Genomic DNA, 25709 nt, shown 5'->3' on the forward strand with positions numbered 1-25709 from the left:
ACGAGGATCAACCGAAGGTTCCGACCGGGCGGTAGACGATGGACGACGTCTTCGCGGCCAGTGTGCCCAATGAGGAACAGTACGGGGCGCAGGTCAGGACCGCGCCGGTGTAGCTCGTTCCGTCGTACTGCGACGACCAGCAGTTGTTGAACCCTTCCGCCGACCGCACGTTGTTGGTCCACCCGGATCCGAGACTCGGGAAGCCGAACGTCACGCCGTAACAACCGCTTCCAGAGCCCCAGTGAAGAAGAACAGACCCCGAGCGCGACGTCCCGGTCCAGATCTTGCCGACTGTTACGGTGGCTGCGGCCGCCGCACGAGCACTCACGCCCTCCGGGTGAAGCTGCTGGTAATCGCCTGGTGCACCATCTTCTATGAACTGTTCCGCTGCTTCGACCGAATCGAAGCAGGAGACCACGGTGGGGATGTCGTCGGGAACCGGCTCGCCGTCGGGGATGGCTACACCTCCGACGGTGCAGGCGGCGGGGACGGTGGGTTCCGCAGATGCGAGTGCCGGCGAGGGCGCGGCGAACGCGAGGGTTGCGATGAGCGCCACGGCAGCTGGCAGGAATCGTCGAGACAAAGGAAGCTCCTCCGGTAGGGGTTGGATTCGCTTCGGTATGTCCAACCCCCAGTCCGGGGTTCCTGCACTACTCCGCTCAACAGGTCGAGATCCGCGTATTTACGGGGAAGTCGGCCTCACGGTTTGACTCGATCTCTGTACTCCGGTGTGCCTTCGGCGACGGCGGTTGCGTACTTCCAGGCGCACTCGACACCAGCGTCACGAAGGACGCTGGTGTCCGACTGCGCCGCTGCCACGCACAGATCGGGCCGGAGGGAGACCGGCGTCCAGAACGCGAGGGGGCAGCGTCAACGAGCTCCGCGCGGAGTCGTCCGAGCGTGATGAGGCGTGCAACGGCAAGGGCAGGGTCTACCGGGGCGCACATCACAAGTGGCCTATGCAGCCGACGCGAAGCACCGCGACTACCGGGCTAGAGCGCGGGCGAAGCGCGCGAGAGAGGACGCTACCTCGTCGTGATTCGAGGAGTCCTCGACTCGGTCGACGCGCCGACGGTTCTCATCGCAAGAGAGGGTCTCGATGTCGCGACGGTGTGTATCGACCCCGGTGTCCAGGACAGCCGGGCGGTGAGCTCACGATGAGCGATAGGCCGCGACGATGTCGGCCGCGATATGACCGCGGTCACCCACGGCGTAACCGTTGCGACGTGCCCATGTGCGGATGGTGCCCCTCTCATCCGCCGACGGCGGCGCGACGGCGGAAGAGCCACGGGACGCCAGAGGGCGCACCCGCCGTCCCGCCTTGATGAACGGAGCGAGGGCGTCGCGGAGCTTCTCCTGGTTGGCGTTGGTCAGGTCGATTTCGTTCGAGGTGCCGTTGAGTTCGAACGTGACCTTGCCGCCCTCGTCGATGGTCGACTGGTCCAAGTCGTCGATGAGCTCGACGATTCGCCGCTGTGCCATGGAGATCCAATCATGAGGTGCCACGCTCATCTTCGTCGCGGTCTTCTGGATCCTATAAGTGATAGGGCGGCATGGACTTCGCGACTACCTGGCTGGGTCCTGACTACAGAATCTGAGCCATTCTGCCGACCATCGAGGGCGTGCACAGACCGGTGAGAATCGCGGAGATGGCCCTGCTATGGCGCGGATCGAGCCGCGTCCAGCTCGTCGATGACCACGAACTCCGACTACTTAGGGTGTTTCTGTCTCGCTCATCGCCGTGTTGTTCTCGCGGATCGGCGCTCTAGTCACAAGCTCCGCGGAATAGTCCGAATGGTCGAGGCGCGACGACACCAGACTCATCGATACGGAGTAGATATGCGAAACCGAACTTATTGGAAGCCACTGGCATCTGCGGCGGCTCTGGCCGCCGCATTGGTCATGGTTGGCGGACCACAGGCGGCAATGGCTCAGCCCGCAGTGAGTGCCGAAGCTCCGGCGGCGGCAGACTCCGCGTTCTACTACGTGCCCTTGCCGCACACGACGCGATTGACGGATGCCGTGACGACTGCCGAATATCACGGCTATCCAGTTCTGGCATACCGGTTTGAGAATCCTCAGATCGTCGGTGAGTTTGCGGTGAGCGGCACGCAGAGCGTCGACGACTTCCTCAGTGACTTCCACGACCAGTATGGAACTGAGCCAATGGTCGTTTCAGCTCTCATCAGTGTCCCTGCTGATGAGCTCGAGCAGATCGCCCAGGAAGACGCGGCAACCGACAAGGTGAGCGCGAGGTTGGCCGATTTCGTTGCACCGCCTGCCGACGCGGAGAAGGTGGAGACCTTGTTCGCGGATCGCCAGGCACACGCTGCCTCCGAGAACACTGAAGCCCTCCGAGCACCCGCAGAGTGGACACCCACTTACGCGGAGGTGGAGGTCTATCGCCAGAGCGCGAGCGACGTGAGATTCGTGCAGTACTACGCGTGGAACGGGACGACGACGAGCACCACTGCCCTCGACGACATCTTCGGCATGGAGTTCGAGGTCAATATCAAGACTGACCAGGCGGGGTACCAGGGCAGCCCGCGCCCCGTCGGATGCCCGGCGGACTACAAAGACCGTCCATTCGCGAAAAACTACGCATGGACGTGGTCGGTGCTGATGAACATCGGTAACGGACTCGAGCAGGCGCCGCCTGCCATTGGCGCGTACCCCGACTACAACGACCTTCTCGATGACTGCAACAAGAACTCCATCGCAATCGGCTTCCGACTCCCGCAGGAGCTCCCGTCGGGCCCGACGGGGACCCAGGACATACTGCTGACAATTGACGCACCGCGGGGGTTGGACACGACCGGCAAGATCTCCGGCGGAGTCCAGACCATCACCAATACCTGGTGCGCGGACTTCCCGCTGCTCGAGAACACCGACTGCATGGGCGTCGCTGCCGGAACCGCGGGATACCGTCCGACGCTCGCTGAGAGCCGGGGATGGGTTGCCCCCAATAAGTGCTGGTCGTCGGACAACCGTGGTCTTGCGGATCCTGTGACCTACACTTGCCCTGCATGACCAGGAACGTGACTCGGCAAGACACCTCCTCAACAGTGAGAGGGTGGCTGCTCGTGGCGGCCGGCTTCCTCGGGATGCTGCCTGTGTGGGGTGCGTTGGTGTCGCAGTACGTCGACGCCCGCGACGCGTATACGGACTGTGCGGCCGATGCGCCAACCGGCGCGACGCTCGTGGGAGACACGTATCGGTTCGCGGTTGAACGGACGTCATTCCCGGCGGGCCGGCAGTGCATCTATGACATGCAGGACGGAACCCTCGTCACCACGCAGTCAGGGTGGACACCGACCATCTGGGCAATTGCGGGCACCGTCGTCTGCGTCGCGGCTGTCGTCGTGATCTGGCTGCTCTGGCGCCGGACTGCGGCGATGCAGCGTCTGCTTGTGCATGTGGCTCTCGTGTTCGCTGCGCTCGGGTGGGTGTCCATCGCCTGGTTCGCTTCGCTCGGATGACGCCGTGTGCCGCTCCGCCCGCTGTGCGCGGCCGAGCGGCACACGGTTTCCCTCGCCTTCGAGGAATGCGTGAGGTCTCGAAGGAAAGCAATCGTAACTACCGACGTCGATGCAGTTCGCAAATGGCGGATTCAGGTCAGGTGAGCGCGCTCTTATGGGTGGCGCCGTGAACATGTCGCGCGGAGCCCGGCATGCGCCTGAGGTAACTACAGAATTCGAGACAGGAACAAAAGAGTTCTGCGCCCGTAGAGCATCCAGCGCGCCGCTGCATGATTCGATGGGAGCAGCTCGGCGGCTGATCCATGTCCCCCAAATGGCCTACATACAGATCGTTCACTCCGCCGCAAGATCAAGACCGAGCAACTCAAGACCCGCGAGAACTCGGGGATCTAAGTCGCAACCGGCAGAAGTCCGCGTGTGCGCGGCCTGTTGCATGTATCAGAGGGTTGGAAATGCGCAGGAGTGGAGGGGAAGAAACTATGGGAATGAATCATCGGTTGCTCTCACTCGCTCCTGTCGATAACTTTCGAACCTGTGAGGCGCCTGTGCTTCACAATGACAAAGGATAAATACTTATGCGACGAAGCAATGTCAAGAAGAAGTTGGCGAGGGGGTTCACTGCCGCGGCTATCGGGATCGCAGCAACCTTCGGGATCGCTGCGCCCGCGTCGGCGGCCAACGGTAACTGCCCGTCGTCCTACCTGTGTACCTGGAAGGACTCGTTGTCCGTAACCGACGGCTCGGGTTCGGCGTTGCAGCTGTTCCAGCAGCACATCTCGAATTACAACAACTACAAGTACCTCGGCACGAATTACAACGCGGGAAACTCCGCGACGTCGATCTTCAACAACGGAATCACGGAAACCGCCTACATGTACGCCAGCACCAGCAAGAGAGGCTTCTTGTTCTCGATCCCGAAGGGGAGTTGGAATTACTTCCTGTCGGGCTCTCATGGCGACAATATCGAGTCCGGCTACTTCGCCTCGTTCAACTGATGGTCTTTCCTCATCGCAGGACCCGAGGGCTGCGAGCACTGCTCGCAGCCCTCGGGCTCGCCACTGCGTCTCTGCTCATCGTCGGCTGTACCGCTACAGAAGATCTGTCAGGCGAACTCCCGCCGCAGAACGTCGCGGAGTGGTCACTCCCGCTAGACGAGTTCACATACACGTCGGCACCACTGCGAGACTACGCAGAGGCACTCCTCGAGAAGCCTTGTTACGCGAAGCACGGGATCGACTGGCCAGTCCCATGGCAGCCAATCGACCGGACGGCCGGGCCATCGTTTAGCGCCGGGCTCCAGCAACTTTTCACCCCCGAGCTCGCGCATGCCTACGGGTATCACCGTGCGCCGAACGACTACGAAAACTCGGATGAGTGGAGAGAATTCGTCGCGGACGCGGGGCGCATCGCTGAGACGACTCCTGGGTTCGATCCGATCTTGGAAGCGTGTCGTGATGAAAGTCGTTCCGCACTCCCGGTGCCGTCCGACGAGACCCTCTACTACGCCGTTGACGCCGCGCAGACAATAAACGACGAGGCGGAGCTGAAAGATGACGTTGTCGCGGCAGGAGTCGTGTGGGCTGCGTGCATGGAGGACAAGGGCTTTGGTGGCCTGCCGCCGGTGCCTAACGAGGCTCCCGGCGACGCCTTGATAGAAAAGTGGCAAATCGGGGTACCGGGTACAAAAGCAAGTCCCGAAGAGATCCAGATGGCGACCGCGGACGCGGAATGCGCGGAAGAATCCGGCTGGCTCGACGCGTACTACCAAACGGTCTGGGATCTCCAGGTCGAGTTCGTGACCAAGAACTCGGATAGGCTCCAGCGAATGCGCACCGAACTCAGCGAAGATCGCGACCGCCTCCTCACCGCAATCTCGGAAAACGCTCCGACCAAGTAAAGGCAGTCGACAGATGAAAGGAACGCGACCCAGACGTAAGTGGTGGATCGTTGCGGGTGCGATTGCCCTTGCTGGCGCGCTCATTGTCGGAGGGTGGGCAGTTGCACTGACCTTCGTCTCCCCACAGCAGGTCGAAGCGGCTGCAGCACCACCGAGCCAGGCGCCCCTGCTGGCGACCATTGAGCGCGGCGATCTCATCGAGACGCAAACCTGGCCAGCGTCCGTGGCATTCGCGGGACGGCAGTCGATTCCTTTGGCCGGGCCTGCCGAAACGGCACGGAGCGTCGTGACGAAAGCGCCGGTCACCCCGGGCGGGCAAGTAGATCGCGGTGCCGTGATCCTTGAGGTAAACGGGAACCCCGTCTTCATTTTCGAGAGCGCGTTCCCCTTCTACCGAGACCTCGGCCTTGGAGACAAGGGGCCCGACGTGCTCGCGTTCCAATCCGGACTCGTCGGCCTGGGCTTGCTGGGTGAAGCCGACGGTACGTTCGGCGCGCAGACCGCTACCGCGACGAAGGCGCTCTACACCCGCGCGGGGTATACCGCCCTGACACGCGCGCCCGCTGAGGCGAGCGCAGACGCGGCCACGACCAAGACCGCGGACGAGAAGCCCACCGAGACCTCCTCTCCGGCACCGAGCGTCTACATCCCCCTTGCGGCACTGGCAGCATCGACCTCACTGCCTGCCACGGTGCGGAGCACCCCGGAACTTGGCGCTTTCATCAGCGATGACAGCGCCCTGACAACCGATAGCTCGGCGACGGAGATTCGGGTGGCGCTCGACAGCCCAGAGGACTTGCCGGCCGGAAGTGTGGTCACCGTCGCCGTTGAAGGCGGCGAATCCATGCCGGCCACCGTCACGAGCGTCGAGGTCGCGACCCAAGCGCCGGGTCCCGACACGCAGCAGAACGCCGACAATGTTGCCCCAACGTACTTTGCTGTGGTGCTGCCCGCTGACGGGAGCGCGGTCAACGACGAGCTCGTCGGACGTCCCGCTAGCGTGTCGCTGCAGAAAGAGCCGCTCGCACGCGACGCTCTCCTCGTGCCGCTGTCCGCCGTATCGGTCGAGACAGATGGGACGGGAACGCTCATGGTCGAAGACGCCGAAGGTGACTTCGCTCGGGTCCGCGTCGACATCATCGCGGTGCAGGACGGCCTGGCTGCGATCTCCACCGACGAGGCCGGGGTCGCCGAAGGCCGGCGGGTTCTTCTCGGATGAGCGAGCCATTGCTGCGGCTCGAGAGTGTTGGCCGAGTGTTCGAGGCGGACTCTGACACGCCGCTTCATGCGCTCGCCGACATCAATCTCGCCATCCACGAAGGGGAGTTCGTCGCCATCGTGGGACCGTCCGGGGGAGGCAAGACAACGCTGCTGTCGCTGCTGGGCTTGCTTGACTCACCGACATCCGGGGAGTATTTCGTCGGGGGTATTGCCACCTCGTCCCTCTCGGAGACCGAGCGCACACGCTTACGGGCAACGATGTTCGGGTTCGTGTTCCAGGCCTTCCATCTACTCGACCGCCGCCCGATCTCTGACAGTGCGGAGCTCGCGCTCTTCTACCAGGGAGTGCCGGCCACAGAGCGAGCGGAGCGTGCGTCCAGCGCATTGTCCTCGCTGGGCCTCGGGGGCCGCGAGAAGGGGCTGGCGTCGAAACTGTCAGGTGGGCAACGTCAGAGAGTCGCGATATCCCGTGCTGTGGCGTCGGGAAACCCGGTGATTTTGGCGGATGAACCGACCGGCAACTTGGACAGTGAGACAGGGGCGGCCGTTCTCGCCGAATTCCAGAACATCCATCGCTCGGGCGGCACCGTTGTCGTCGTCACACATTCAGACGAGGTTGCCGCGACTGCGGACCGGATCGTGCGGATCTCGGATGGTCAGATCGTCTCGGACAACGGTGCGCGCCGGTCTGCCGACACCGCCCCCAAGCCCGCGCATTCGGGGCTGCGCCGGGTGCGGAGCTCGGACATGCTCCGCGAGGCGGTGCGTTCGGTCATGTCGCGGGGCGGCCAAAGTCTGGGCCTCGTACTCGCTGTCGCGGTCGCCGTAGCGCTCATGATTATCTCGCTGGGCCTCGGGGCTTCGGCAAGCGCACAAGTCTCGGAGACTTTCGATGCACGCGCGAACAGAGAGGTCGCGGTCACCTGGGATCAACCATCGGCGAGAGCTGTAGCCGACGCCATGGAGGACGCGGCTGGCCTCGCAGGCGTCGAAGCCGTCGCGGGGCTCGTCGACCATGGCGAAGTCGACGTCGCGACTCCGGCGGGCGCCTTCAAGGTGACGCTGCGAGGCGCAGTCGGCGATATCCCCGGGGCGACCTCATCGACGATGACGTGGGCGAACAACCACGACACCGTCGCCAACGGTCAAGTCATCGTCGGGAGGGCCCTCGCACGACAGCTGGACCTCGCGCCGCTCGCGTTGACGCCGGTCATCTCGGTTGGAGGTCAGAACTACGTCGTGGTCGGCATAGTGGAGACGTCCGACCGGTTCCCGTTGCTCTCCGGCGAACTCATCATGGGCGAGGAGCAGGCGCTCGAGCAAAGTCCACAGGCGGGCAGTCAACTCGCGATTGTCACGTCGAGCGGCGCCGCGAGCCAAGTGGGGAGCCACGTGGCCCTCGCCATCGATCCAAGGCACCCCGAGCTGTACAACGTCAGCGTGCCGGTGGATCCACAGAGTCTCAGGCAAGAAGTGGAAGGCGGAGTGCAGATCGCCCTCCTAGCCTTCACTGTTCTCGCGGGCTTGGTGGCGATCCTGACACTCGCCAACGCCATCACAAGTTCAGTGATGGCGCGCAGCGGTGAACTCGGTCTTCGTCGGGCAGTGGGGGCACGGGGACGAGACCTGGGGATCCTCGTGTCGCTTGAGGCTGCGCTGGTGGGGTTGTGCGGTGGACTGGTCGGCCTGTTCATCGGCGTAATCGCACTGCTTGTCTTCACTATCGCGCAGCGCTGGCTGCCGGTGTTCGATCTCGCGCTCGCCCCAGCGGCTGTTCTCGCCGGTCTCTGCCTGGCGACCCTGAGCTCGTTCCTCGGCGCTGCCCGTGCCGCAAGGGTGAGTCCGCTCACAGCCCTACGCGGCTGAGCGAGCATCGCGCCGCTCCTCCAACCGCTCTCAACGACTGTCCAAACCGACCTGAACGCGTCCGTCGCTCAACCCTGACTGCGAGCTGCGGCGTTCTCAAGCGAGAGTAAGGCAGTCGAGGACGTGCGTGGGAATAGCGAAAGGAACGAGTAGGAAACGCGTGAAAATGGGGGGCCGCGATCCCTGTAGAGAGTATGGCTCGCGGAGATACGGGAAACCCCCACCATGGGGTATTCCCGGATCTCGAGGATTTTGTTCTCGTATCTCAGAATGCCAGGTCAAACGAGGAAAGCCCCCGGGAATACCGGGGGCTTTCCTCGTTTCGGTGCCAGTTCTGCTTTCTTGCGTGAGCTGTCGGCAGGCCGCCCAGAGGTCCCTGGGCTGGCTGGGTCGCACTGTGCGCGACCGTTGGGCAGTGGCAGCTCAACCGATGAGACAACAGGCACGACGAGAGCGTCGCAGGGCGAGCTCAGTCTCGACGTAGCAGGCCCTCAGGTAGGCGATCCCCTGGGGAGAGCCAGAACCTGAGGGCGACGGCGCCGCGGCCGAATCCTGAGTTTCGCCCGCTGGCACCTCAAGCAGGAGTAGGGCAGTCGGGGGTATCCGTGGGAATCGCGAAAGGAACGCGTGGGAAACGCGTAGGAATCGCGGGCCCCGATCCCTGTAAAGGGTAGGACTCGGGGACACGGGAAAACCCCACCCTCTGTTCGTTGTTCTCGATCACGAGATCGACGAGCCGGAGAAACGCCCCCGTCCTCGGGGGCGTTTCCTTTTCACGGCGTGCTCACATCGCAGGAACCAGGACGCGATCGATCGTGTGGATCACTCCATTGTTCGCGGTGATGTTCACCCGCCACAGCACCAGGGCTGGGTCCCGCAGGGTGGGGCTCTCGTCACGCAAGAAGACGCCGCGCGGCCGGACGACCCCGCCGTTGGCCATGGTGAGTGAATTCGACGTGATGACCTTGATCGGGCCCAGCTTCTTGCCCGCGACGACGTGGTACAGCAGGATGTCGGCGATCTGGTCGGTGGTGAAGGCGGTCGTGAGCGTGGTCAGTGCCGCCGCCTCGGATGCGGGTGCGGTGCCCGTCAGGTCGGACACCAGCCGCAGGAAGGCTCGATCGTTCGGAGCGAAGACGGTGAACGTTCCCGCCGGATCTGCGAGCGTGCTGTCGAGGCCGGTGGCGAGCACCGCCTGGACGAGCAGGTCGTAGTCGTTGGCGTTTCGGTCTGGAGCGCCTCCTCCTGAGGCGGTGACGAGAACATCGACGATGTTCCCCGAGGGGCGTGCTGTCTCTGCGGCCTGTGCGGGCGCGGCGGTCAGGACGAGGGCGAGTGCGGCCACCCCTGCGAGGGAGGCGCGGATCTTTCCAGTCATCGTTCAACTCCATTGTCGATCGGGGTCACGGCGAGGGTCGTGACACAGGGTTATTCCGCTGGTCACCACCGTTTGGATGCACCGGCCGCGAAGTTTCTCTGAGCTGCCTCGGAGAGCGGAAGACAGTTTCTGGACTGTATTCAAAAACATATGGACAGAGTGATCGGGGGCGCGCATAATCGCTTCAACACCACCGGGCACCAGCGAAGGAGCACCCCATGAGTGATGAGAAGGAAACGTCCGAACTGTTCTCCGAGGCCTCGGGGCCGAGTGGAGCATCGATCACGGACTGGACGGATCTCGGCCGAGAGATGTGGGCCTATCTGACCGGTCGCGGAGCGGCGGTCAACTACACGTTCGAGGACATGACCGTGGAAGTCCCTCGGGATATCGGGCCGGATGCGCCTCGCGCGACGTGGAAGTTCAACGGCACGCTGCGCGTGACGACCAGCGACAGCGAATCCGGCGAGAGCCGGCCGGCCTGACGGCCTGCCACCATGATCCGTCTCGATATCGACCTGAAGGTCGAGCACGTCGCTTCGGACGGCGCATCTCCGACTCGCTTCACCGTGCGTGCCGCGGGTCGGGCGGTCGTCATCTCGTTCGAGTCCACTGCGGGCCTCACCGGCATGGGTCGCCGCGAGCTCACGCAGCTGGCACCTCTCGCCGATGCCTTGTCGCGACGAGGCCTCAGCGTGCGTGTGGAAGGGCCGAAGGGGACTCTGCTCCAGCTCGGCGACGTCAGGTCAGGGCCTGTCGGCCGTGCGATCGCCGGGTCGTCGCACATCAGGCTCGGACATCTGTCGGCGCTGCTCTCGGAGGTGAAGCACCGGGACGATGGCAGCCGGTTCCGCCTCCCCGCCCCGCCGCCCACTCTCTTCCCCCTCGTTCCCACGTTGGCACGTCGGGTGCCGCGGCGGGTGACGACCACCCACTACCTTCCCGGATCCGGTCGACCACGGCTGATCTTCGCGGTCGGGAACGGCGACTGGAACAGCACCAGGCCGCGTGAGTTCGATCTCCTTCCCGGACGGACGACGATCGGCTCGGGCAAGGACGCCGACCTGCGGCTCGAGGGAGTGGAGGCGCTGCACGCCGAAGTCCGCCACAACGAGGACGACGAGTACGTCCTGTATTCGTACGCCCCCACCGGCGGCGGGCGGCCCAATCTGCCGCACAGCTCGGAGGATGCCCGGATTCTGCGCACCGGATCGCGGATCGAGATCGGATCCTGGCGGCTGGCGTTCTATCGTGAGGAGTTCGCCGATCACGGACGCCCCTTCGGAGGACGTCAGGGTGGCGAGTACGCCTTCCAGAGGCAGCAGCCGATTCGACCGTACGGATCGGGGGAACTCGGCTGAACAGACGCACACGAGAGGTACCGGACATGAGTGACCAGACACGGATCGCGCAGCTCGAGAAGGAGCACGTCGAACTCGTCCTGCGCCGCTTCGACCGCAGGGACGCATGGGAGCTGGGTCGCTCGATCGCAGAACGGGCATTGGCCGAGGGTCACCCGGTCGCGGTGGACGTGCGCACCCCGTCAGGGGTCCTCTTCCACGCATCTCTGCCGGGCGCGACGGCCGACAACGACGCATGGGCGGCGAAGAAGGCGGCGACCGCTCTCAGGTTCGAGACCAGCACGGCTCTGCTCGAAGCGCGCATCGAGCAGGGCGGCCGGGACATGTACGAGCCGGGATGGCTCGATCCGGTCGTCTACGCGGTCGCGGGTGGGTCGGTGCCGATCCGCGTCGACGGTGTGGGTGTCGTCGCGGTCGCGACGGTGTCGGGACTTCCGTCATCGGACGACCACGACCTGGTCGTCGAGGGGATCGCAGGGCTGGGTCTGCTCACGGAGTAGCGGCGCGGATCTCGATCTCCGCGTATGGATAGTGGCAGTCGCCGGTCGCACCTGATCGCTCGCAATCGAGATCGGGTACGAGCATCAGCATCGGCGTCCCCGTGAGATCGGGCGGCACCTCGACCGACACCGAGGTCGCTCCGACCTCGAGACGTGAACCGGTGCGCAGATCGCCCTCGGGGGAGCGGATGATCACCTCGCCCGCCCAGAGCTCGTCGAGGCACTCGGGGGGATGCACTGACACGGAGACCGTCTGCCCGGCGGTGGCTGACAGCGGATCGACCGTCAACATCACAGCCACGCCATCGCAGCTGAGAGGGCTCGCACGAGGGGCGTCGCTGACCGAACCGGCGCCAAGGGGCGTCTCCGCAGTCGACGCATCGTTCGCAGGCTGAGTTCCGCCGGAGGAGGACGAGCAGCCGGTCAGCCCGACGCTGAGCGTCGTCGCCGCGACCAGGATCCGCACAGCGCGCCACATCGAGTTCTTCATGACTCAGAGTGTCGCGGGCCGAGGCATCGTCTCAGTAGTCCGGGTGCAACCGCAGCCGTGACGCGATCTGAGCGGCCTGCTCAGCCGGCGTCAGAGCGATGTCGATCTCGATGGCCCGCTCGTCCGCCTCCAGGGGTTCGAGCGTCGCGAATTGCGAGTCGAGCAGTGTGGCGGGCATGAAGTGCCCCTGGCGGCGCAGCATCCGCTCGAGGATCAGCTCGCGCTCGCCGGCGAAGTGCACGAACGTGACCGCATCCCGGCGAAGCACGTCGCGGTAGCTGCGTCGCAGGGCGGAGCAGGTCACGATGCCGGGCTCGCCGGCGTCGATGCGCTCATCGATCCACTCGGCGATGCGGTCGAGCCAGGGCCAGCGGTCCTCGTCGTTCAGAGCGTGGCCGGCAGCCATCTTGGCGACGTTCGCCTCGGGATGCAGGTCGTCGCCCTCTTCGAACGCCCAGCCGAGACGGCCGGCGAGCATCGCTGCCACGGTCGACTTTCCGGTGCTGGCGACGCCCATGAAGACGAGGACGGGTGCGTTGACGGACATCATGGCGCGCTCAGACGAACATGCTCAGGACGAGGACGCCGGCGAGACCGGTGACGGAGATGAGGCATTCGAGTACTGTCCATGACTTCAGAGTCTGCGGGATGCTGAGGCCGAAGTACTCCTTGATGAGCCAGAAACCCGCATCATTGACATGCGACAGGAACACCGAGCCCGAGCCGATCGCGAGCACCAGCAGCGCGACCATGGGGGAGTCGAGGGTCTCGGTGAGCGGCTGCAGGATGCCGGCGGCGGTGATCGTCGCGACGGTCGCGGATCCCGTGGCGATGCGGATGACGACGGCGACCAGCCACGCGAGGATCAACACGGAGACGGACGACCCGGAGACGAACTGGGCGATCACGTTGCCGATGCCGGTGTCGACCAGCACCTGCTTGAATCCGCCACCCGCGCCGACGATCAGCAGGATGCCGGCGATCGGGCCGAGCGACGAGCCGACGATGTCGTTGATCTTCGTGCGGTCGAATCCGGCGCCGCGGCCGAGGATGAAGAATCCGGCGAGCACGGCGATGAGCAGGGCGATGACCGGCGTGCCGAGGAAGTCGAGCGCGACCTTCCACGGGGCGTCGGAGCCTGCGGCCGAGATGTCGGCGACAGCCTTGGCGAGCATGAGGAACACGGGGAGCAGGATGCTGAAGAGCGTCGCGCCGAACGACGGGCGGCGACGCTGCTCGATGCCCTCGTCCTCGTCCGTCACGAACAGCTCGGGGACCGGGACGTCGACCCAGCGCTCTGCGAAGCGGGCGAAGAGCGGCCCAGAGATGATCACGGCGGGGATCGCGACGATCACACCGAAGGCGAGGGTGAGGCCGAGGTTGGCTCCGAGCGCGTCGATCGCGGCGAGCGGGCCCGGGTGCGGCGGCACGAGGCCGTGCATGGCCGAGAGGCCGGCGAGCGTCGGGATCGCGATGCGCATGAGTGGCGCCCCGGAGCGCCGTGCGACGAGGATGATGACCGGCACGAGGAGCACGAGGCCGACCTCGAAGAACATCGGGAGACCGATGACCGCACCGATGAGTCCCATGACCCACGGCAGCGACCGTGCGCTGGCACGGCTGACGAGCGTATCGACGATGCGGTCGGCACCACCCGAGTCGGCGAGGAGCTTTCCGTAGATGGCACCGAGGGCGATCAGGATTCCCACCCCGCCCATCGTGGTGCCGAATCCGGTCGAGAAGCTGGTGACCGATGCCGCGATGTCCATGCCGGCGATCGCGCCGGTGGCGAGCGCGCCGATGGTGAGCGACAGGAAGGGATGCAGCTTCACCCACGTGATGAGGACGATGATGATCGCGATCCCGAGCACTGCGGCGGTGATCAGCTGACCGGCGGGGCGGTCAGGGGCTGCCGTGTCGGCGACTGCCGTCATGAGCGCGTCGGCGGCGGGGGTGAAGAGTGCCATGAGCTTCCTTGATCCGGGCGTGGTTTACGACCTTATGCCGTACATAATAAGCACGCATACCACGTCATGCGCAACATAACCGAAACAATCGCCTGAGACGTCCCACGTCAACGACCCTGTGGCGGGCATACTCGACATATGACCGTCGCCGGCCCTGCAAGCCCTGTCCACGACTCGCTCGTCGCCGAGCTCGGTCGCGCGATCGTCGACGGCGAGCACCCCCCGGGCTCGCGGATGCTGACGGTGGAGCTCGCTCAGGAGCGGGGAGTGTCCCGCTCCGCCGCCCGTGAGGCGGTGCGGGTCCTCGAGTCCTTCGGTCTTGTCTGGGTGCGGCGGAAATCGGGTGTCGAGGTGCGGCCGCGGGCCGATTGGAACGTCTACGCGCCCGAGGTGATCGCGTGGCGACTCGCGGGCCCCGGTCGCGATGAGCAGCTTCGCGAGCTCAGCCAGCTCCGTTCCGTGATCGAACCGCTCGCTGCGCGACTCGCTGCGGTGAACGCGACGTCGGAACAGAAGGTCGAGCTCGTCTCACTCGTCGTCGCGATGAGCGAGGAGGACCACGAGGCCGACCGAGAGCGCTACCTCACCGCGGACATCAGGCTTCACCGTCTTCTGCTGGATTCGTCCGGCAATCGGATGCTCGCCGCTCTGGGCGGCATGGTCGAGGCGGTGCTCAGGGGGCGCACGGCGCATGACCTCATGCCGCACGTGGCCAATCAGAGCGCTGTGCAGTGGCATCGGGATGTCGCGTTCGCGGTTGCGGGCGGAGACGCCGATGCCGCGGCGTCAGCGATGCGGAGCATCGTCATGGAGGCCGACGAGGCGATGCAGCGCGCTGCCGAGTAGCCGAAGAGCGGCAGCCTCAGCCGATATCTCGGTATACGTCGGCTTCCGCAGTATTCCGGAATCGTTCGCAGACCTACGATCGGATCGCGGAGAGTTTCGCGTTCTCGGGGGAGGCCGGCGATGGAGCAGGGGACAGGCGGACGTGCGCGCGGCGCGCGTCTTCCCCTGCACATGCTCGATCGTCCGCGGCTGACGGAGATCTTCGATCGAGGGCATGCCCTGACGGTCATCAGCGGCCCCGCCGGAGGTGGGAAGTCGGTTCTGCTGAGCCAGTGGGCGACGGTGCAGGAAGAGCGAGCGGCTGCTGCGGTGCGACTCGGGTTCGACGAGAGCGTCACGAACGAGCACCTCATGCTTCGCGAGATCCTGACCAAGGTCATCGTCCAGGACTTGATCGCTGATCGGAGCACCGCTCGCTCGGCGCTGCGTGGGTTCGACAGCGTCCGGGATCCGGGCGGCGAGCTCGCGCGTCTGCTCGGCGACCTGAGTCGCCCGTGCGTCCTACTGATCGACAATGCGGAGCGGGCCGATGAGCGGTCGTTTCTCGGGCGGGCTCTCGATCTTCTCGACGCCGCACCGCTCCTGCGGATCGTCGTGGCGACGCGCCGCTCGACGGTGACGCGGACGCTGCAGATGCTCGCGTCCGCGGACGTGTGCGTCGTCGGACCCGCGCATCTCTTCTTCACGTGTGACGAGGCTCGGGCGGTGGTGGAACGCGTATCCGGTCAGGCGCTCCCGCCGCATCCGCTCGGTGAGGAGAGCGCACTGCCCCTCGCAGCCCGGGCGTTGGGCCTTGCTCTCGCGACCCATCGGGACCCGGTCGAGATCGCCGCCGTCGAGGTGCAAGGGCTCGCTGATGCTCTGATGGCCAGCCTGATCGGTCCGGATGCTCCGGCCGACTTCCAGGAGTTCCTGCTTCGGACTTCGGTGCCGGGGAGAGTGACGCGCGAGATCGTCCGGCGTCTCGGCTGGCCGGATGGCGGGGACGAGCACCTCGATCGGGCCGAGCTCTACGGACTGGGCATGTGGGAACCGGCGGATGACGGTCTCGGGTTCGTCTACACCCCGCTGCTGCGCGAAGCGCTCGCGCGCCGACTCGATCAGCGGCCACTCGACGCCGTGGCACCGATCCGCCGAACAGTCGCGCTGTGGGCTTCCGAGCACGGCCGCCATCTCGAGGCGCTGACCAACGCGATGAGAGCGAGGGACTACGTCCTCGCGGTGCGCCTCGGGCGCAAGTCCTGGTTCATCCTCTCGCGGTCGAGTCCGCGCGAAGTCGAGACGCTGCTGCGTCGCGAGAATCCTCTCGTGCTCGCGCGTCATCCGCTGCTCGGCATGCTGCTGGCTTTGGTCCTGCTGCGTCTCGGTCAACGGCTGCGCGCGTTCGCCTATTTCCAGGGCGCCGCGCTGTCACTCGGCCGCCGGGGCGTCGACGATGACCCCGTCGAGCGGTTCTGGATGCTCAGCGCGAAGGCGCTGGCCGAGCGGTTCGCCGGGCAGTTCCGGCGATCCGGGATGTCCGCCGATCTGGTTGTTCAGGTCTTCCACACGATGGATGCCGAGCAGCGTGCGGAGTGCACCGGATTCGCGGCGCTGCTGCTCAGCAACTGCGGGCTCAGCTTCTTTCAGCTGGGTCGGATCTCGGATGCCATCGAGGTCCTGGAGCTCGGCATGACGATTCAGGTCGCGCATACCGTCATGATCCTCGAAGACGGTGTCGGTCTGCGGATGCCCGATGACGACGGCGGCTGGTATCACTGCGCTGCGACTCTCGCCGGCGTATACGCCCTGCGGGGACGGCTGTCCGATGCGCGGCGGGTCCTCGACGAGATCGACGGCGTCGATCCGCCGCCCGCCTGGCGATCGGAGCAGTTCGGGATACTGGAGCAGATCGCCCACGCCGTCATCGCCATCGCGGCGCTCGATCTCGACGAGGCCAGACGCCGTACGGATTCGATCGCACACCACCTGGGAACGACGGAGCTCTGGCCCTACCTCGTCTGCGTTCAGAGCGAGATCGAGGTGCGCGAGGGGCGCGCGGCCGAGGCATCGCTGGCCATCGCCCATTCGCTCGGGCGGGGCGTGAACTCGGCGGTCTCCGACTACGGATCGTCCCGGCTGACTGTCGCGCAGGCGATGGCGTCGCTGGCGCTCGGCGACCAGACGGCGGCCCGACGGACTGCGGCAGGGCTCCCGGGCGATGATCCGGCTCGGCTCGCCGTCGAGGCGTTCGTCGCGCTCCTCACCGGTGACGACGCGCGTTCCTACGCCGCGGCCGAGGTCGCCCAGGCCGAACGCGACCCGGACCTCGACCGGCTCTGCCTCGCAGCCATCACGTCCTCAGCCGCGGCAGCACGGTTGGGCAGGCGTGAGGCATCTGCCCGCGCGATGTCTCGCGCCGTCGCCGTGATGCGAGAGCAGCGCTCTCAGGCTCCGCTCGCGCTCTTCGCCGGTGACGTGCTGAGCGAGGTGCGCGAACTGTGCGCGCCGACCGAGCAGGAATTCCTCGACTCCTATCTCGCGCGCGCCTCGGACGGATGCCCGTTCCCGGCGCTGCCGCCCCCGGTCAGGCTCACGTCGAGAGAACTCGCGGTGATGCGAGAGCTGCGGAGGACGTCGTCCACCGACGCGCTCGCCGCGGCACTCTTCGTCTCACCGAACACGGTGAAGGTCCAACGTCGCAGCGCGTATCGCAAGCTCGGTGCGTCGAACAGGGAGCAGGCTCTTCTGCGCGCCGCAGAGCTGGGGCTGCTCGAGGACTGAGCGACTGACCGGTCGATCGAGGCGCACCCCGAGTTCGGGTGACGCGCGGTGCGCCTCAGAGTCGGGAGCGTGGGAGGGGTGAACCTGGGGGTTCGTGCTCTCGTCGACCTGTGTTCACGATAGGTGCGGGCGCGTCGGGGTCGTGAGGGAGCGCATCCAACACGCGGTATTTCGCCCTGGAACTCACCCTGGCCGCGCCTCGCCGCGATCTCGGACGCCTGGTCGCGACCCCATGCGCACCGGTGTTCATAGACTGGAGCGATGCGAGCGCTCACCGAAGCAGACGTCCGTGCCTCGTTCGTCAATGCGGATGCCGACGAGCTGCGGGTCATGGAGATGCCCCACGACTTCGTCCTGATCGACTGGGACTACCTGGACTTCTTCGCGTGGCGAGACCCGAGTGCGGGTCGGCGCGGCTACGTGCTCACTCAGCACGACGGTGAGGTCTCGGGGTTCGTGCTGCGAGTCTCGGACCCCGGCCGAGGTCGTTCGGGCATGTGCAACATCTGCCACACCATGCAGCCGGGAAACCAGGTGGCGCTCTTCTCAGCACGGCTCGCAGGCGAGGCCGGTGAGCGGGGCGACTCCGTCGGCACCTACATGTGCGCCGATCTCTCCTGTCACGAGAACGTGAGACTCGCCCACCCGCTCGCCCCGAACGAGATCCTCGCCCCCGGACAGGTGGACGTCCGTCTCGACGGCACGAGGCGGCGAATGGAGGCCTTCGTGGGCCGCGTGAGGCAGCAGGCCTGATCACGGTTAGCCTGGTCGCATACGTCCTGCGCTCGAAGGAGAAGCCATGAACGATGCCATCCTGTTCACCGTCGATGAGGGGCTGGCCCGGCTCACACTGAACCGTCCCTCACGGCTCAATGCCTTCAACTCCGATCTGGCGCACGCGTGGCGCGACGCGACGGCCGAGGCGACGTCGCGCACGGATGTGAAGGCGATCCTGATCGATGCGTCGGGCCCCGCGTTCTGCGCCGGCGGTGATGTCATCGAGATGGCGACGACGATGGGATCGGGTGACGAGATCACGGCCCTGGCCGAAGTCATCAACGCCGGGATCCGGTCGCTGACCGAGTCTGCGGTGCCGGTCGTCGCCGCAGCCCACGGGACGACCGCCGGCGGCGGGCTCGGCATCCTGCTCAGCAGCGACTACGCCGTGGTCGGCTCACGCTCTCGGCTGGGCAGCCTCTATGCGAACATCGGGCTGACACCCGACCTGTCGGTCTCGGCTCAGCTCGCTCGAGCGGTCGGACAGCGCCGCGCGCTGCAGCTGGTGCTGCAGGACCGCCTCCTGACGGCCGCGGAAGCCGTGGAATGGGGCCTCGTCGCAGAGGCCGTCGACGGGGCCGACTCTGCGGACGAAGCCGGCCGGGTGAGGGCGCGTGCGGAAGAGATCGCCCGCTTCTGGCTCGCCGGTGCGGCTGAAGCGTACGGTCACGCGAAGCGCCTCGTCCGCTCTCAGCCCGAGCGGACGTTCGCCGAGCAGCTGAGCGAGGAGGCGCGCTCGATCGGCGCCTCCCTGGCGACCCCGGACGCTCAGGCCCGGATCGCCGCGTTCGCCGCGGCATCCGCACGCAAGGGCTGATTCCCGCGGGAGCCGGTTCGCCCCGATGTATCCACGGATCATGTCGAGGCTCCTGCCTCCGCGCCGGCGCATGCAAGGATGAACGCAACGCCGCTCAACGAGAGGAACGCGATGTCGCAGCCGGAGATCACCCAGCAGCCCCCCGCGCTGGTCGAGAAGAAGAACATGTCCCTTCTCATCAGAGGGGCGATCTGGATCGCCATCGGCGCACTCATCGCCGCGGCGCTCGTCTGCGTCGTCTGGGTTCTGATCGGTGATCAGGACGGGCTGATCGGGCGGGCATTCCTCACGATCCTCCTGCTCGCCGCGTTCGCAGGGATCGCGATCCTCGAGGCGGGACTCGCCCCCAACCGTCCCGACTGGCTCGCGCTGTCGAGCATGGTCAGCTGGATCGTGGCTCTGCTGGTCGGAGCGGTCAAGATCTGGCTGCCCGAGGACGACGCGTTCTTCACCGGTGCAGAGCGCTTCTTCCAGCTGCTGCTCGTGGTGGGAATCCTCCAGCTCGCCCTGCTGCATGTGAGGCTGTTCACTCCGGCCGCGCAGCGTCACGTGACGACGTTCACCCGCATCATCTACATCGCGACGATCGTGTTCCTCGGCGGCCTCGTGGCCATGCTGATCTTCTTCCTCACCTTCCCGCACACCTTCGACTACGGCGAGCTGTACTGGCGAATCGTCGTCGCACTCACGATCCTGGCCGCGGTCGGAACCACGCTGATCCCGCTGCTCAACGCCCTGTTCGCTCCTCGCAAGCCGGCCGGAGCTCGTGCCGCCGCCGCGGCGCAGAGTGTCGCAGCCGCTCCGGCATGGCCGACCTACGCAGACGGTGTGACGCCCCTGCCGGTGCTGCCCGACGGCTCGCCGGACTGGAATGCCTACTACACCGGCCACCCGTCGCCGCAGCCGCAGCAGGCGCTCCCTGTCGCTCCCGCGCCGCAGGGGGTCCCCGTCGCGCCGTTCCCGACCGCGCCTGAGCCGTACTCGCAGGGCCCGGCGACGCCTCCGGCTCCGCCCGCGCCCGCGGCTCACGACGCCTACCCGCCGGCTCCCACTGCTCACGACGCCTACCCGCCGGCTCCCACTGCTCACGACGCCTACCCGCCGGCTCCGCCGCTGCCTCCCCAGTGAGCATCGAACTCGAACTGGCTGACCTCGCCCGCCGGATCGCGCGCGAGGCGGGAGACCTGGCGCGGCGCCGTCGCGACGAGGGCGTGCACCTCGCCGCCACGAAGTCGACGCTGGCTGACATCGTCACCGAGGCCGATCGCGAAGTCGAAGCGCTCGTCCGCGACCGGCTGAGGGTCGCTCGACCCGGCGACGGCTTCCTGGGCGAAGAGTCGGAGGCTGAACCCGGCGTGACCGGCATCACCTGGGTCGTCGATCCGATCGACGGCACGGTGAACTACGCCTACGGAATCCCCTCCTATGCCGTGAGCATCGCGGCAGTGAGGGGCAGCGCAGTCGCGGGGGAGTGGGAGGCGCTCGCCGCTGCCGTCTACGCGCCCGCAACCGCCGAGATGTTCACCGCCGCTCGAGGTCATGGCGCCTTCCTGGGCGACGTGCGGCTGTCGGTCACGACCGAGACGCCGGCGGGAGCGCTGCTCGCCACCGGATTCGGCTACGACCCCGCGACGCATGACGGCGACCTCGCGACCGTGCGCAGGATCATGCCGATCGCAAGAGACCTCCGCCGCGCAGGCTCTGCCGCCCTCGACCTCGCTTTCGTGGCCTCCGGGCGGCTGGACGGCTACTTCGAGCGCGGCCTGAAGCCGTGGGATCACGCGGCAGGCGCGCTGCTGGTCACCGAGGCGGGGGGCGATGTCTCGCTGATCGACCGTGCTTCCGCGAGACCCATGCTCATCGCGGGTGGCACTGAGGTCCATCAGCGCGTCCTCGATACTCTTCGAGATGAAACGTGAACGATTCATGGCATTCACAGGTGGATCAGGCTAGGGTTTATCCGATCGTTACTTTCATCGGCCCGAATCGGTGAAGGTCGTAAGCGCCCCCGAGCTTGACGTTTGAACCCGAGAGAATCTGATTTGCCCTTCGAGAATCCCCAGGCTGCCTCTGCGCCCACGCGCCGCTCCAGCCGTCCCCGCACTGCGGCCTTCGAGGCCTCCGCGGCAGGAGTGACGGAAGCCGTCTCCGAAGCCGCGCCCGTCTCCGAAGCCACGGCCGTCCCCTCCGAGGCTCCCCTGTCTCGTCGTGCCGCCCGCCAGCGACTGAACACCGCAGAGGTCTTCATCGCCGCGACCGCGGTCGCGGCGGCGTCAGCAGCATCCGACTCCGCCGACGTCGTCGTGAGCGAGACCGATGAGGCTCCCGCGGACGTCGCCGAGCCGATCGTCATCGAGCCGATCGTCGCCGAGCCGATTTCGATGCCCGCAGCAGCCGAGCACGATCAGCCCGACTCGGAGCGCGCGGACGACGCAAGCCACCGTTCGAGCGACGAGGATGCCTTCGAGACGGCTGCCCGTGCATTCCGTCGCGTGGCACCCGAGGCCGCGGCCGAGCCCGCCGATCACTCCACGGAGGCCGCCGAGGCTGACGAGACTCCGGTCGAGCATGTCGTGCGCCGTCGCCCGTCTGCACGCAAGTTCCTCGCCGTCGGCGCGACCGTCGGCGTGATGAGCCTCGCCGGTCTCCTCGCCGTCGGCATGACCCTTCCTGCCGAAGCCGTCGCCGCAGTGCAGGGAACGCCGTCGCTCGCGGCGACGTCCCTCGTCGCTGCATCGGGTACGGCGTCGAAGGCTGCATCCGACGACGAGATCCAGGCGTTCGTCACGTCTTCCGACGTGCAGAACGAGCCGCTCGCGCGCTCCGACAGCTTCTCGAGCGTGTCTCTCATCCAGGTGGCATCGGAAGAGGGCATCAACTACTCGAATGAGGTCTTCACCAACGACGCCGAGGCTGCCATCCAGTGGCCGTTCAAGGTCGGCGTGGGTATGAGCTCGGGATACGGCATGCGCTGGGGTCGTCTGCACGAGGGAATCGACTTCGTCCCCGGTGAGGGAGCGCCCATCCAGGCGATCGCCGACGGCGTGGTGCGCATCGCCACCGAGCAGGGCGGCGCCTACGGCGTCACCGTGTACATCGACCACGTGATCGACGGACAGATCGTCACGAGCCACTACTCGCACATGCAGTACGGCTCGCTGCAGGTCAAGCCCGGGCAGACCGTGAAGGTCGGCGACGTCGTCGGCCACACCGGAAACACCGGTCGTTCCTACGGAGCGCACCTGCACTTCGAGATCATCATCAACGGCGGCACGATCGATCCGCTGCCGTGGTTGCGCGAGAACGCGGGTCGTACCTCGTACTGACACCTCGATTTCATGAGGACGCCACAGTGATGGTATTCTCGTGTGGTTGCCCCGCGAGGGGCAGCACGCCCCGATAGCTCAGTGGCAGAGCACTTCCATGGTAAGGAAGGGGTCGTCAGTTCAATCCTGACTCGGGGCTCACAGCGTTCGTATCTGCGATGCGGATGCGGTGTGGCAGGGTAGCTCAGCTGGTCAGAGCGCACGACTCATAATCGTGAGGTCGCGGGTTCAAGCCCCGCTCCTGCTACAGATGAAAACCCCCGGGATTCCCGGGGGTTTTTGCGTACCCGGGCTCAGGATCGACCGAGACGCACTGCGGGCACGATGTTCGCACGGTGCCCACCCGATCGGGTGAGGTTCGGCGTGCGCGATGTCAAGGGGATGCCCTGGCGAGGCCTGCGGCGGTCACACTGGTCGTCCAGTACCCGGACGATAGGAGCGACTCATGTCAGACCCCCACGCAGCACCGGACGAAGGCGCCGAGATCGACGCGACCGGCGTGGACGCCGACTTCGTGACGAACGACCCGGACCCCGAGGTCGACCCCGCCACCCCGGGTGAGAGCCAGAAGGCCGACGGCGACAATGCGGATCACCCGGACGAGCTCGAGGTCGGCGACCTCCCCTGACCACGCACGAAAGACGGGCCCGCTCCTCATCTGAGGAGCGGGCCCGTCTTTCGTGAAAGGGTCAGCGACCGGCGGGCGGGATGTCGCGCCGACCGGCTGCGATGCGGTCCTCGTCGCCGGGGGCGGCGTCACTTCGACCGGAGCCGCCGCGCTGCTCCGCCTCGAGACGCTCCGCCTCCTCGCCGCTGATGGCCTCGCCCCGAGCGACGAGCCCCGCCTGATCCGACAGCGGGATCTGCTTGAGGAACAGCGAGAGCACCAGAGCGAGAGCAATGAAGGGCACCAGGTACCAGAAGACCGGTGCGAGGGCATCCGCGTAGGCCGTGACGATGCCGTCCCTGACCTCGTCCGGCAGCGAGTTCAGCGTCGCGGGGTCGATCGTCGACGCCGCCTGCGAGGCGGCATCCGGTGATGCTCCGGCGTCGGCGAAGACGCCGAGCAGGTTCTCGGTCAGGCGGGTGGTGAAGATCGTGCCGAAGACGGCGGTTCCGAGTGATGCACCCACTTCGCGGAAGTAGTTGTTCGTGCTCGTCGCTGTGCCGATCTCGCCGGCGGGAACGGCGTTCTGCACGACCAGCACGACGACCTGCATGATCAGTCCCAACCCGGCGCCGAACACGAAGAGGAAGGCGCAGATCAGCCAGATCGGCGTCTCGGCCGAGAGGGTGGTCATCGAGATCATCGCGATGCCCGTCAGGATCGTTCCGACGATCGGGTAGATCTTGTACTTTCCCGTCTTCGAGATCGCGATGCCCGAGAAGATCGACGTTCCGATCAGTCCCACCATCATCGGGATCATCAGCAGACCGGATGCGGCGGCCGACGTGCCTGACGACATCTGCAGGAACGTCGGGACGAACCCGATCGCCGCGAACATCCCGATGCCGAGCACGAGACCGATCGCGGTCGCGTTGACGAAGATCGGATTGCGGAAGAGGCTCAGCGGGATGATCGGGTCCTGCACCTTGGCCTCGGTGATGACGAATGCGGTCGCCGCCACGATGAGCCCGGCTCCCCAGGCCCATGTGGCGAGCGAATCCCAGCCGAACTCCTTGTCGCCGCCGAAGTCGGTGAAGAAGATCAGACAGGTCGTCGCTATCGAGAGGAAGATGACGCCGAAGATGTCGATCGGCTTCTGGGCCTTCTTGCTGGGCAGCTTCAACGCGACGAGGGCGATGATGAAGGCGGCGATTCCGACCGGGATGTTGATGTAGAACGCCCACTGCCAGGTGAGGTGGTCGACGAAGAACCCGCCGAGCAGGGGACCGGCGACGGCCGACAGACCGAAGACGGCGCCCAGGGGACCCATGTACTTGCCGCGCTCGTTCGCGGGGACGATGTCGGCGATGATCGCCTGCGACAGGATCATCAGACCGCCGCCGCCGAGGCCCTGCAGTGCGCGGAAGATCACGAACATCCAGAAGTCGGTGGCGAAGGCGCAGCCGACGGACGCGAGCGTGAACAGCGCGATCGCGACGAGGAAGAGGTTGCGTCGGCCCAGGACGTCACCGAACTTGCCGTAGATGGGCATGACGATGGTGGTCGCGAGCAGATAGGCCGTGGTGATCCAGACCTGGTGGTCGACGCCGCCGAGCTGTCCGACGATGGTCGGCATGGCGGTCGAAACGATCGTCTGGTCGAGGCTCGAGAGCAGCATGCCCGCTATCAGGGCGCTGAAGATGATCCAGATGCGGCGCTTCGTGAGCAGGAAGGGCGCATCCTTGGTGGCGGTGGCGGACATTCAGTGGGCTTTCTGTGATGGTGCGAACACGGTGCGAGCGATCTCGAGGCGTCGGCTGACGAGGTCGCTGAAGGAGTCGGTCGAGTGGTGGTGCAGCAGCTGGTCCATGCACAGGCGCACCAGGGCACCGACAGTGTGGACCATGACCTCGGCGCGCAGCTCGGCATCGTCGCCTCCACCGCTTCGCTGAACGACGAGCTCGCCGTCGCGCCTCTCGTTCTTCGCCAGCTGCTCGAATGCGGCCTTGAGCAGTCGAGGCTCCTGCTCGATCACCGCGAACAGGGCCGGCGCGTCGTCGAGGGGATTGAAGAGCTCGAATCGCGCGATCGTCAACCCGATGAAGTCGTCGAGCAGCTCGCCGTCCTGCGCGACGAAGGCGGCCTCGAGCGCTTCCTGTCGCGAGTCGATCGCGGCGAACCCGAAGACGGCGTTCTCCTTGCTCTCGAAGTAGTTGAAGAACGTACGCCGCGAGACACCGACCGCAGAGCAGAGCTCCTCGACGGTGAAGCCGGCGAAACCGTGCTCGGTCGTCAGTCGGCGAGCCTCGTCGGTGAGTGCGCGGGACGTCTCCCTCTTGCGCTGCTCTCGCAATGAATCTGCACTCTCGCTCATGAAGTGCAATCTTGCACTCTGAACCTAAGAGTGCACTGTG

At 66.1% G+C, this 25709-nt stretch carries 25 protein-coding genes and 2 tRNA genes; 19 read left to right on the forward strand and 8 right to left on the reverse strand.

Going from position 1 to position 25709, the window contains the following annotated elements:
• Positions 1–7: 7 nt before the first annotated feature.
• Positions 8–583, reverse strand: coding sequence for a hypothetical protein (locus tag BEP68_RS11345; protein WP_187250023.1), 576 nt, complete (start codon positions 581–583; stop codon positions 8–10).
• Positions 584–1152: 569 nt separating this feature from the next.
• Complete coding sequence (locus BEP68_RS11350; RefSeq protein WP_187250024.1) at positions 1153–1482, reverse strand: histone-like nucleoid-structuring protein Lsr2; 330 nt, start codon at positions 1480–1482, stop codon at positions 1153–1155.
• A gap of 444 nt (positions 1483–1926) precedes the next feature.
• On the opposite strand from BEP68_RS11350, the gene BEP68_RS11355 reads away from it, so the two are divergent.
• The 6 genes from BEP68_RS11355 to BEP68_RS11380 all read left to right on the forward strand — a co-directional run bounded on the left by BEP68_RS11355 (position 1927) and on the right by BEP68_RS11380 (position 8463).
• Complete coding sequence (locus BEP68_RS11355) at positions 1927–3030, forward strand: hypothetical protein (RefSeq protein ID WP_187250025.1); 1104 nt, start codon at positions 1927–1929, stop codon at positions 3028–3030.
• On the forward strand, positions 3027–3479 hold the full coding sequence (locus tag BEP68_RS11360; protein ID WP_187250026.1) for a hypothetical protein: 453 nt from the start codon (positions 3027–3029) through the stop codon (positions 3477–3479). Before BEP68_RS11355 ends, BEP68_RS11360 begins: the two co-directional genes overlap by 4 nt.
• Before the next feature lie 575 nt (positions 3480–4054).
• Positions 4055–4474, forward strand: coding sequence for a peptidase inhibitor family I36 protein (locus tag BEP68_RS11365; RefSeq protein WP_187250027.1), 420 nt, complete (start codon positions 4055–4057; stop codon positions 4472–4474).
• The gene (locus BEP68_RS11370) at positions 4474–5376 is read left to right on the forward strand and encodes a hypothetical protein (RefSeq protein ID WP_187250028.1); all 903 of its coding nucleotides are present in this window, start codon (positions 4474–4476) and stop codon (positions 5374–5376) included. Before BEP68_RS11365 ends, BEP68_RS11370 begins: the two co-directional genes overlap by 1 nt.
• Before the next feature lie 13 nt (positions 5377–5389).
• Entirely contained in the window at positions 5390–6595 is a 1206-nt protein-coding gene (locus BEP68_RS11375; protein ID WP_187250029.1) for a hypothetical protein, read from the forward strand.
• A 35-nt stretch (positions 6596–6630) separates the two neighbouring features.
• On the forward strand, positions 6631–8463 hold the full coding sequence (locus BEP68_RS11380; RefSeq protein ID WP_187250030.1) for an ATP-binding cassette domain-containing protein: 1833 nt from the start codon (positions 6631–6633) through the stop codon (positions 8461–8463).
• 784 nt (positions 8464–9247) lie between these two features.
• Here the strand turns inward: BEP68_RS11380 and BEP68_RS11385 are convergent.
• On the reverse strand, positions 9248–9841 hold the full coding sequence (locus tag BEP68_RS11385; RefSeq protein WP_187250031.1) for a fasciclin domain-containing protein: 594 nt from the start codon (positions 9839–9841) through the stop codon (positions 9248–9250).
• A 218-nt stretch (positions 9842–10059) separates the two neighbouring features.
• On the opposite strand from BEP68_RS11385, the gene BEP68_RS11390 reads away from it, so the two are divergent.
• Genes BEP68_RS11390 through BEP68_RS11400 form a run of 3 tightly spaced genes read left to right on the forward strand, consistent with a single transcriptional unit; the run spans position 10060 to position 11702 of the window.
• Positions 10060–10326: a hypothetical protein gene (locus BEP68_RS11390; protein ID WP_053098914.1), complete on the forward strand. Its 267-nt coding sequence runs from the start codon at positions 10060–10062 to the stop codon at positions 10324–10326.
• Positions 10327–10338: 12 nt separating this feature from the next.
• A complete protein-coding gene (locus tag BEP68_RS11395) occupies positions 10339–11202 on the forward strand; it encodes an FHA domain-containing protein (RefSeq protein ID WP_187250032.1) in 864 nt (287 codons plus the stop codon).
• Between the two features lie 26 nt (positions 11203–11228).
• The gene (locus BEP68_RS11400) at positions 11229–11702 is read left to right on the forward strand and encodes a heme-binding protein (protein ID WP_072590829.1); all 474 of its coding nucleotides are present in this window, start codon (positions 11229–11231) and stop codon (positions 11700–11702) included.
• Here the strand turns inward: BEP68_RS11400 and BEP68_RS11405 are convergent.
• The 3 genes from BEP68_RS11405 to BEP68_RS11415 are packed head-to-tail and all read right to left on the reverse strand — an operon-like array spanning position 11692 to position 14159.
• On the reverse strand, positions 11692–12192 hold the full coding sequence (locus BEP68_RS11405; protein ID WP_187250033.1) for a hypothetical protein: 501 nt from the start codon (positions 12190–12192) through the stop codon (positions 11692–11694). The genes BEP68_RS11400 and BEP68_RS11405 overlap by 11 nt on opposite strands.
• 31 nt (positions 12193–12223) lie before the next feature.
• The gene (locus tag BEP68_RS11410) at positions 12224–12739 is read right to left on the reverse strand and encodes a gluconokinase (protein ID WP_372984381.1); all 516 of its coding nucleotides are present in this window, start codon (positions 12737–12739) and stop codon (positions 12224–12226) included.
• A gap of 10 nt (positions 12740–12749) precedes the next feature.
• A complete protein-coding gene (locus BEP68_RS11415; RefSeq protein WP_372984322.1) occupies positions 12750–14159 on the reverse strand; it encodes a GntP family permease in 1410 nt (469 codons plus the stop codon).
• Between the two features lie 138 nt (positions 14160–14297).
• Between BEP68_RS11415 and BEP68_RS11420 the strand changes: the two genes are divergently transcribed.
• The 10 genes from BEP68_RS11420 to BEP68_RS11465 all read left to right on the forward strand — a co-directional run bounded on the left by BEP68_RS11420 (position 14298) and on the right by BEP68_RS11465 (position 23316).
• On the forward strand, positions 14298–15005 hold the full coding sequence (locus BEP68_RS11420) for a FadR/GntR family transcriptional regulator (protein ID WP_053098919.1): 708 nt from the start codon (positions 14298–14300) through the stop codon (positions 15003–15005).
• Positions 15006–15125: 120 nt separating this feature from the next.
• Complete coding sequence (locus tag BEP68_RS11425; RefSeq protein WP_187250034.1) at positions 15126–17768, forward strand: LuxR C-terminal-related transcriptional regulator; 2643 nt, start codon at positions 15126–15128, stop codon at positions 17766–17768.
• A 261-nt stretch (positions 17769–18029) separates the two neighbouring features.
• Complete coding sequence (locus BEP68_RS11430) at positions 18030–18521, forward strand: FBP domain-containing protein (RefSeq protein ID WP_053098921.1); 492 nt, start codon at positions 18030–18032, stop codon at positions 18519–18521.
• Positions 18522–18567: 46 nt separating this feature from the next.
• Entirely contained in the window at positions 18568–19362 is a 795-nt protein-coding gene (locus BEP68_RS11435; protein WP_187250035.1) for an enoyl-CoA hydratase/isomerase family protein, read from the forward strand.
• Positions 19363–19440: 78 nt separating this feature from the next.
• Entirely contained in the window at positions 19441–20490 is a 1050-nt protein-coding gene (locus BEP68_RS11440) for a hypothetical protein (RefSeq protein WP_187250036.1), read from the forward strand.
• Positions 20487–21281, forward strand: coding sequence for an inositol monophosphatase family protein (locus BEP68_RS11445; RefSeq protein ID WP_187250037.1), 795 nt, complete (start codon positions 20487–20489; stop codon positions 21279–21281). The genes BEP68_RS11440 and BEP68_RS11445 overlap by 4 nt, the downstream gene beginning before the upstream one ends.
• 123 nt (positions 21282–21404) lie before the next feature.
• Positions 21405–22688: a peptidoglycan DD-metalloendopeptidase family protein gene (locus BEP68_RS11450; RefSeq protein WP_187250038.1), complete on the forward strand. Its 1284-nt coding sequence runs from the start codon at positions 21405–21407 to the stop codon at positions 22686–22688.
• 67 nt (positions 22689–22755) lie between these two features.
• Positions 22756–22827: transfer RNA gene (locus BEP68_RS11455), tRNA-Thr, on the forward strand.
• Positions 22828–22861: 34 nt separating this feature from the next.
• Positions 22862–22935, forward strand: a tRNA-Met gene (locus BEP68_RS11460).
• A 198-nt stretch (positions 22936–23133) separates the two neighbouring features.
• Positions 23134–23316 carry a hypothetical protein gene (locus BEP68_RS11465; RefSeq protein ID WP_187250039.1) on the forward strand — a complete coding sequence of 61 codons (183 nt, stop codon included), beginning with the start codon at positions 23134–23136 and terminating at the stop codon, positions 23314–23316.
• Positions 23317–23377: 61 nt separating this feature from the next.
• Here the strand turns inward: BEP68_RS11465 and BEP68_RS11470 are convergent, their stop codons facing one another.
• Together BEP68_RS11470 and BEP68_RS11475 are read right to left on the reverse strand one after the other, a co-directional pair.
• Entirely contained in the window at positions 23378–25057 is a 1680-nt protein-coding gene (locus tag BEP68_RS11470) for an MDR family MFS transporter (protein ID WP_187250040.1), read from the reverse strand.
• Positions 25058–25669: a TetR/AcrR family transcriptional regulator gene (locus tag BEP68_RS11475; protein WP_187250041.1), complete on the reverse strand. Its 612-nt coding sequence runs from the start codon at positions 25667–25669 to the stop codon at positions 25058–25060. It abuts the gene before it with no gap.
• Between the last annotated feature and the right edge of the window lie 40 nt (positions 25670–25709).

The organism is Microbacterium sp. 4-7, assembly GCF_014332665.1.
Taxonomy (GTDB): Bacteria; Actinomycetota; Actinomycetes; order Actinomycetales; family Microbacteriaceae; genus Microbacterium.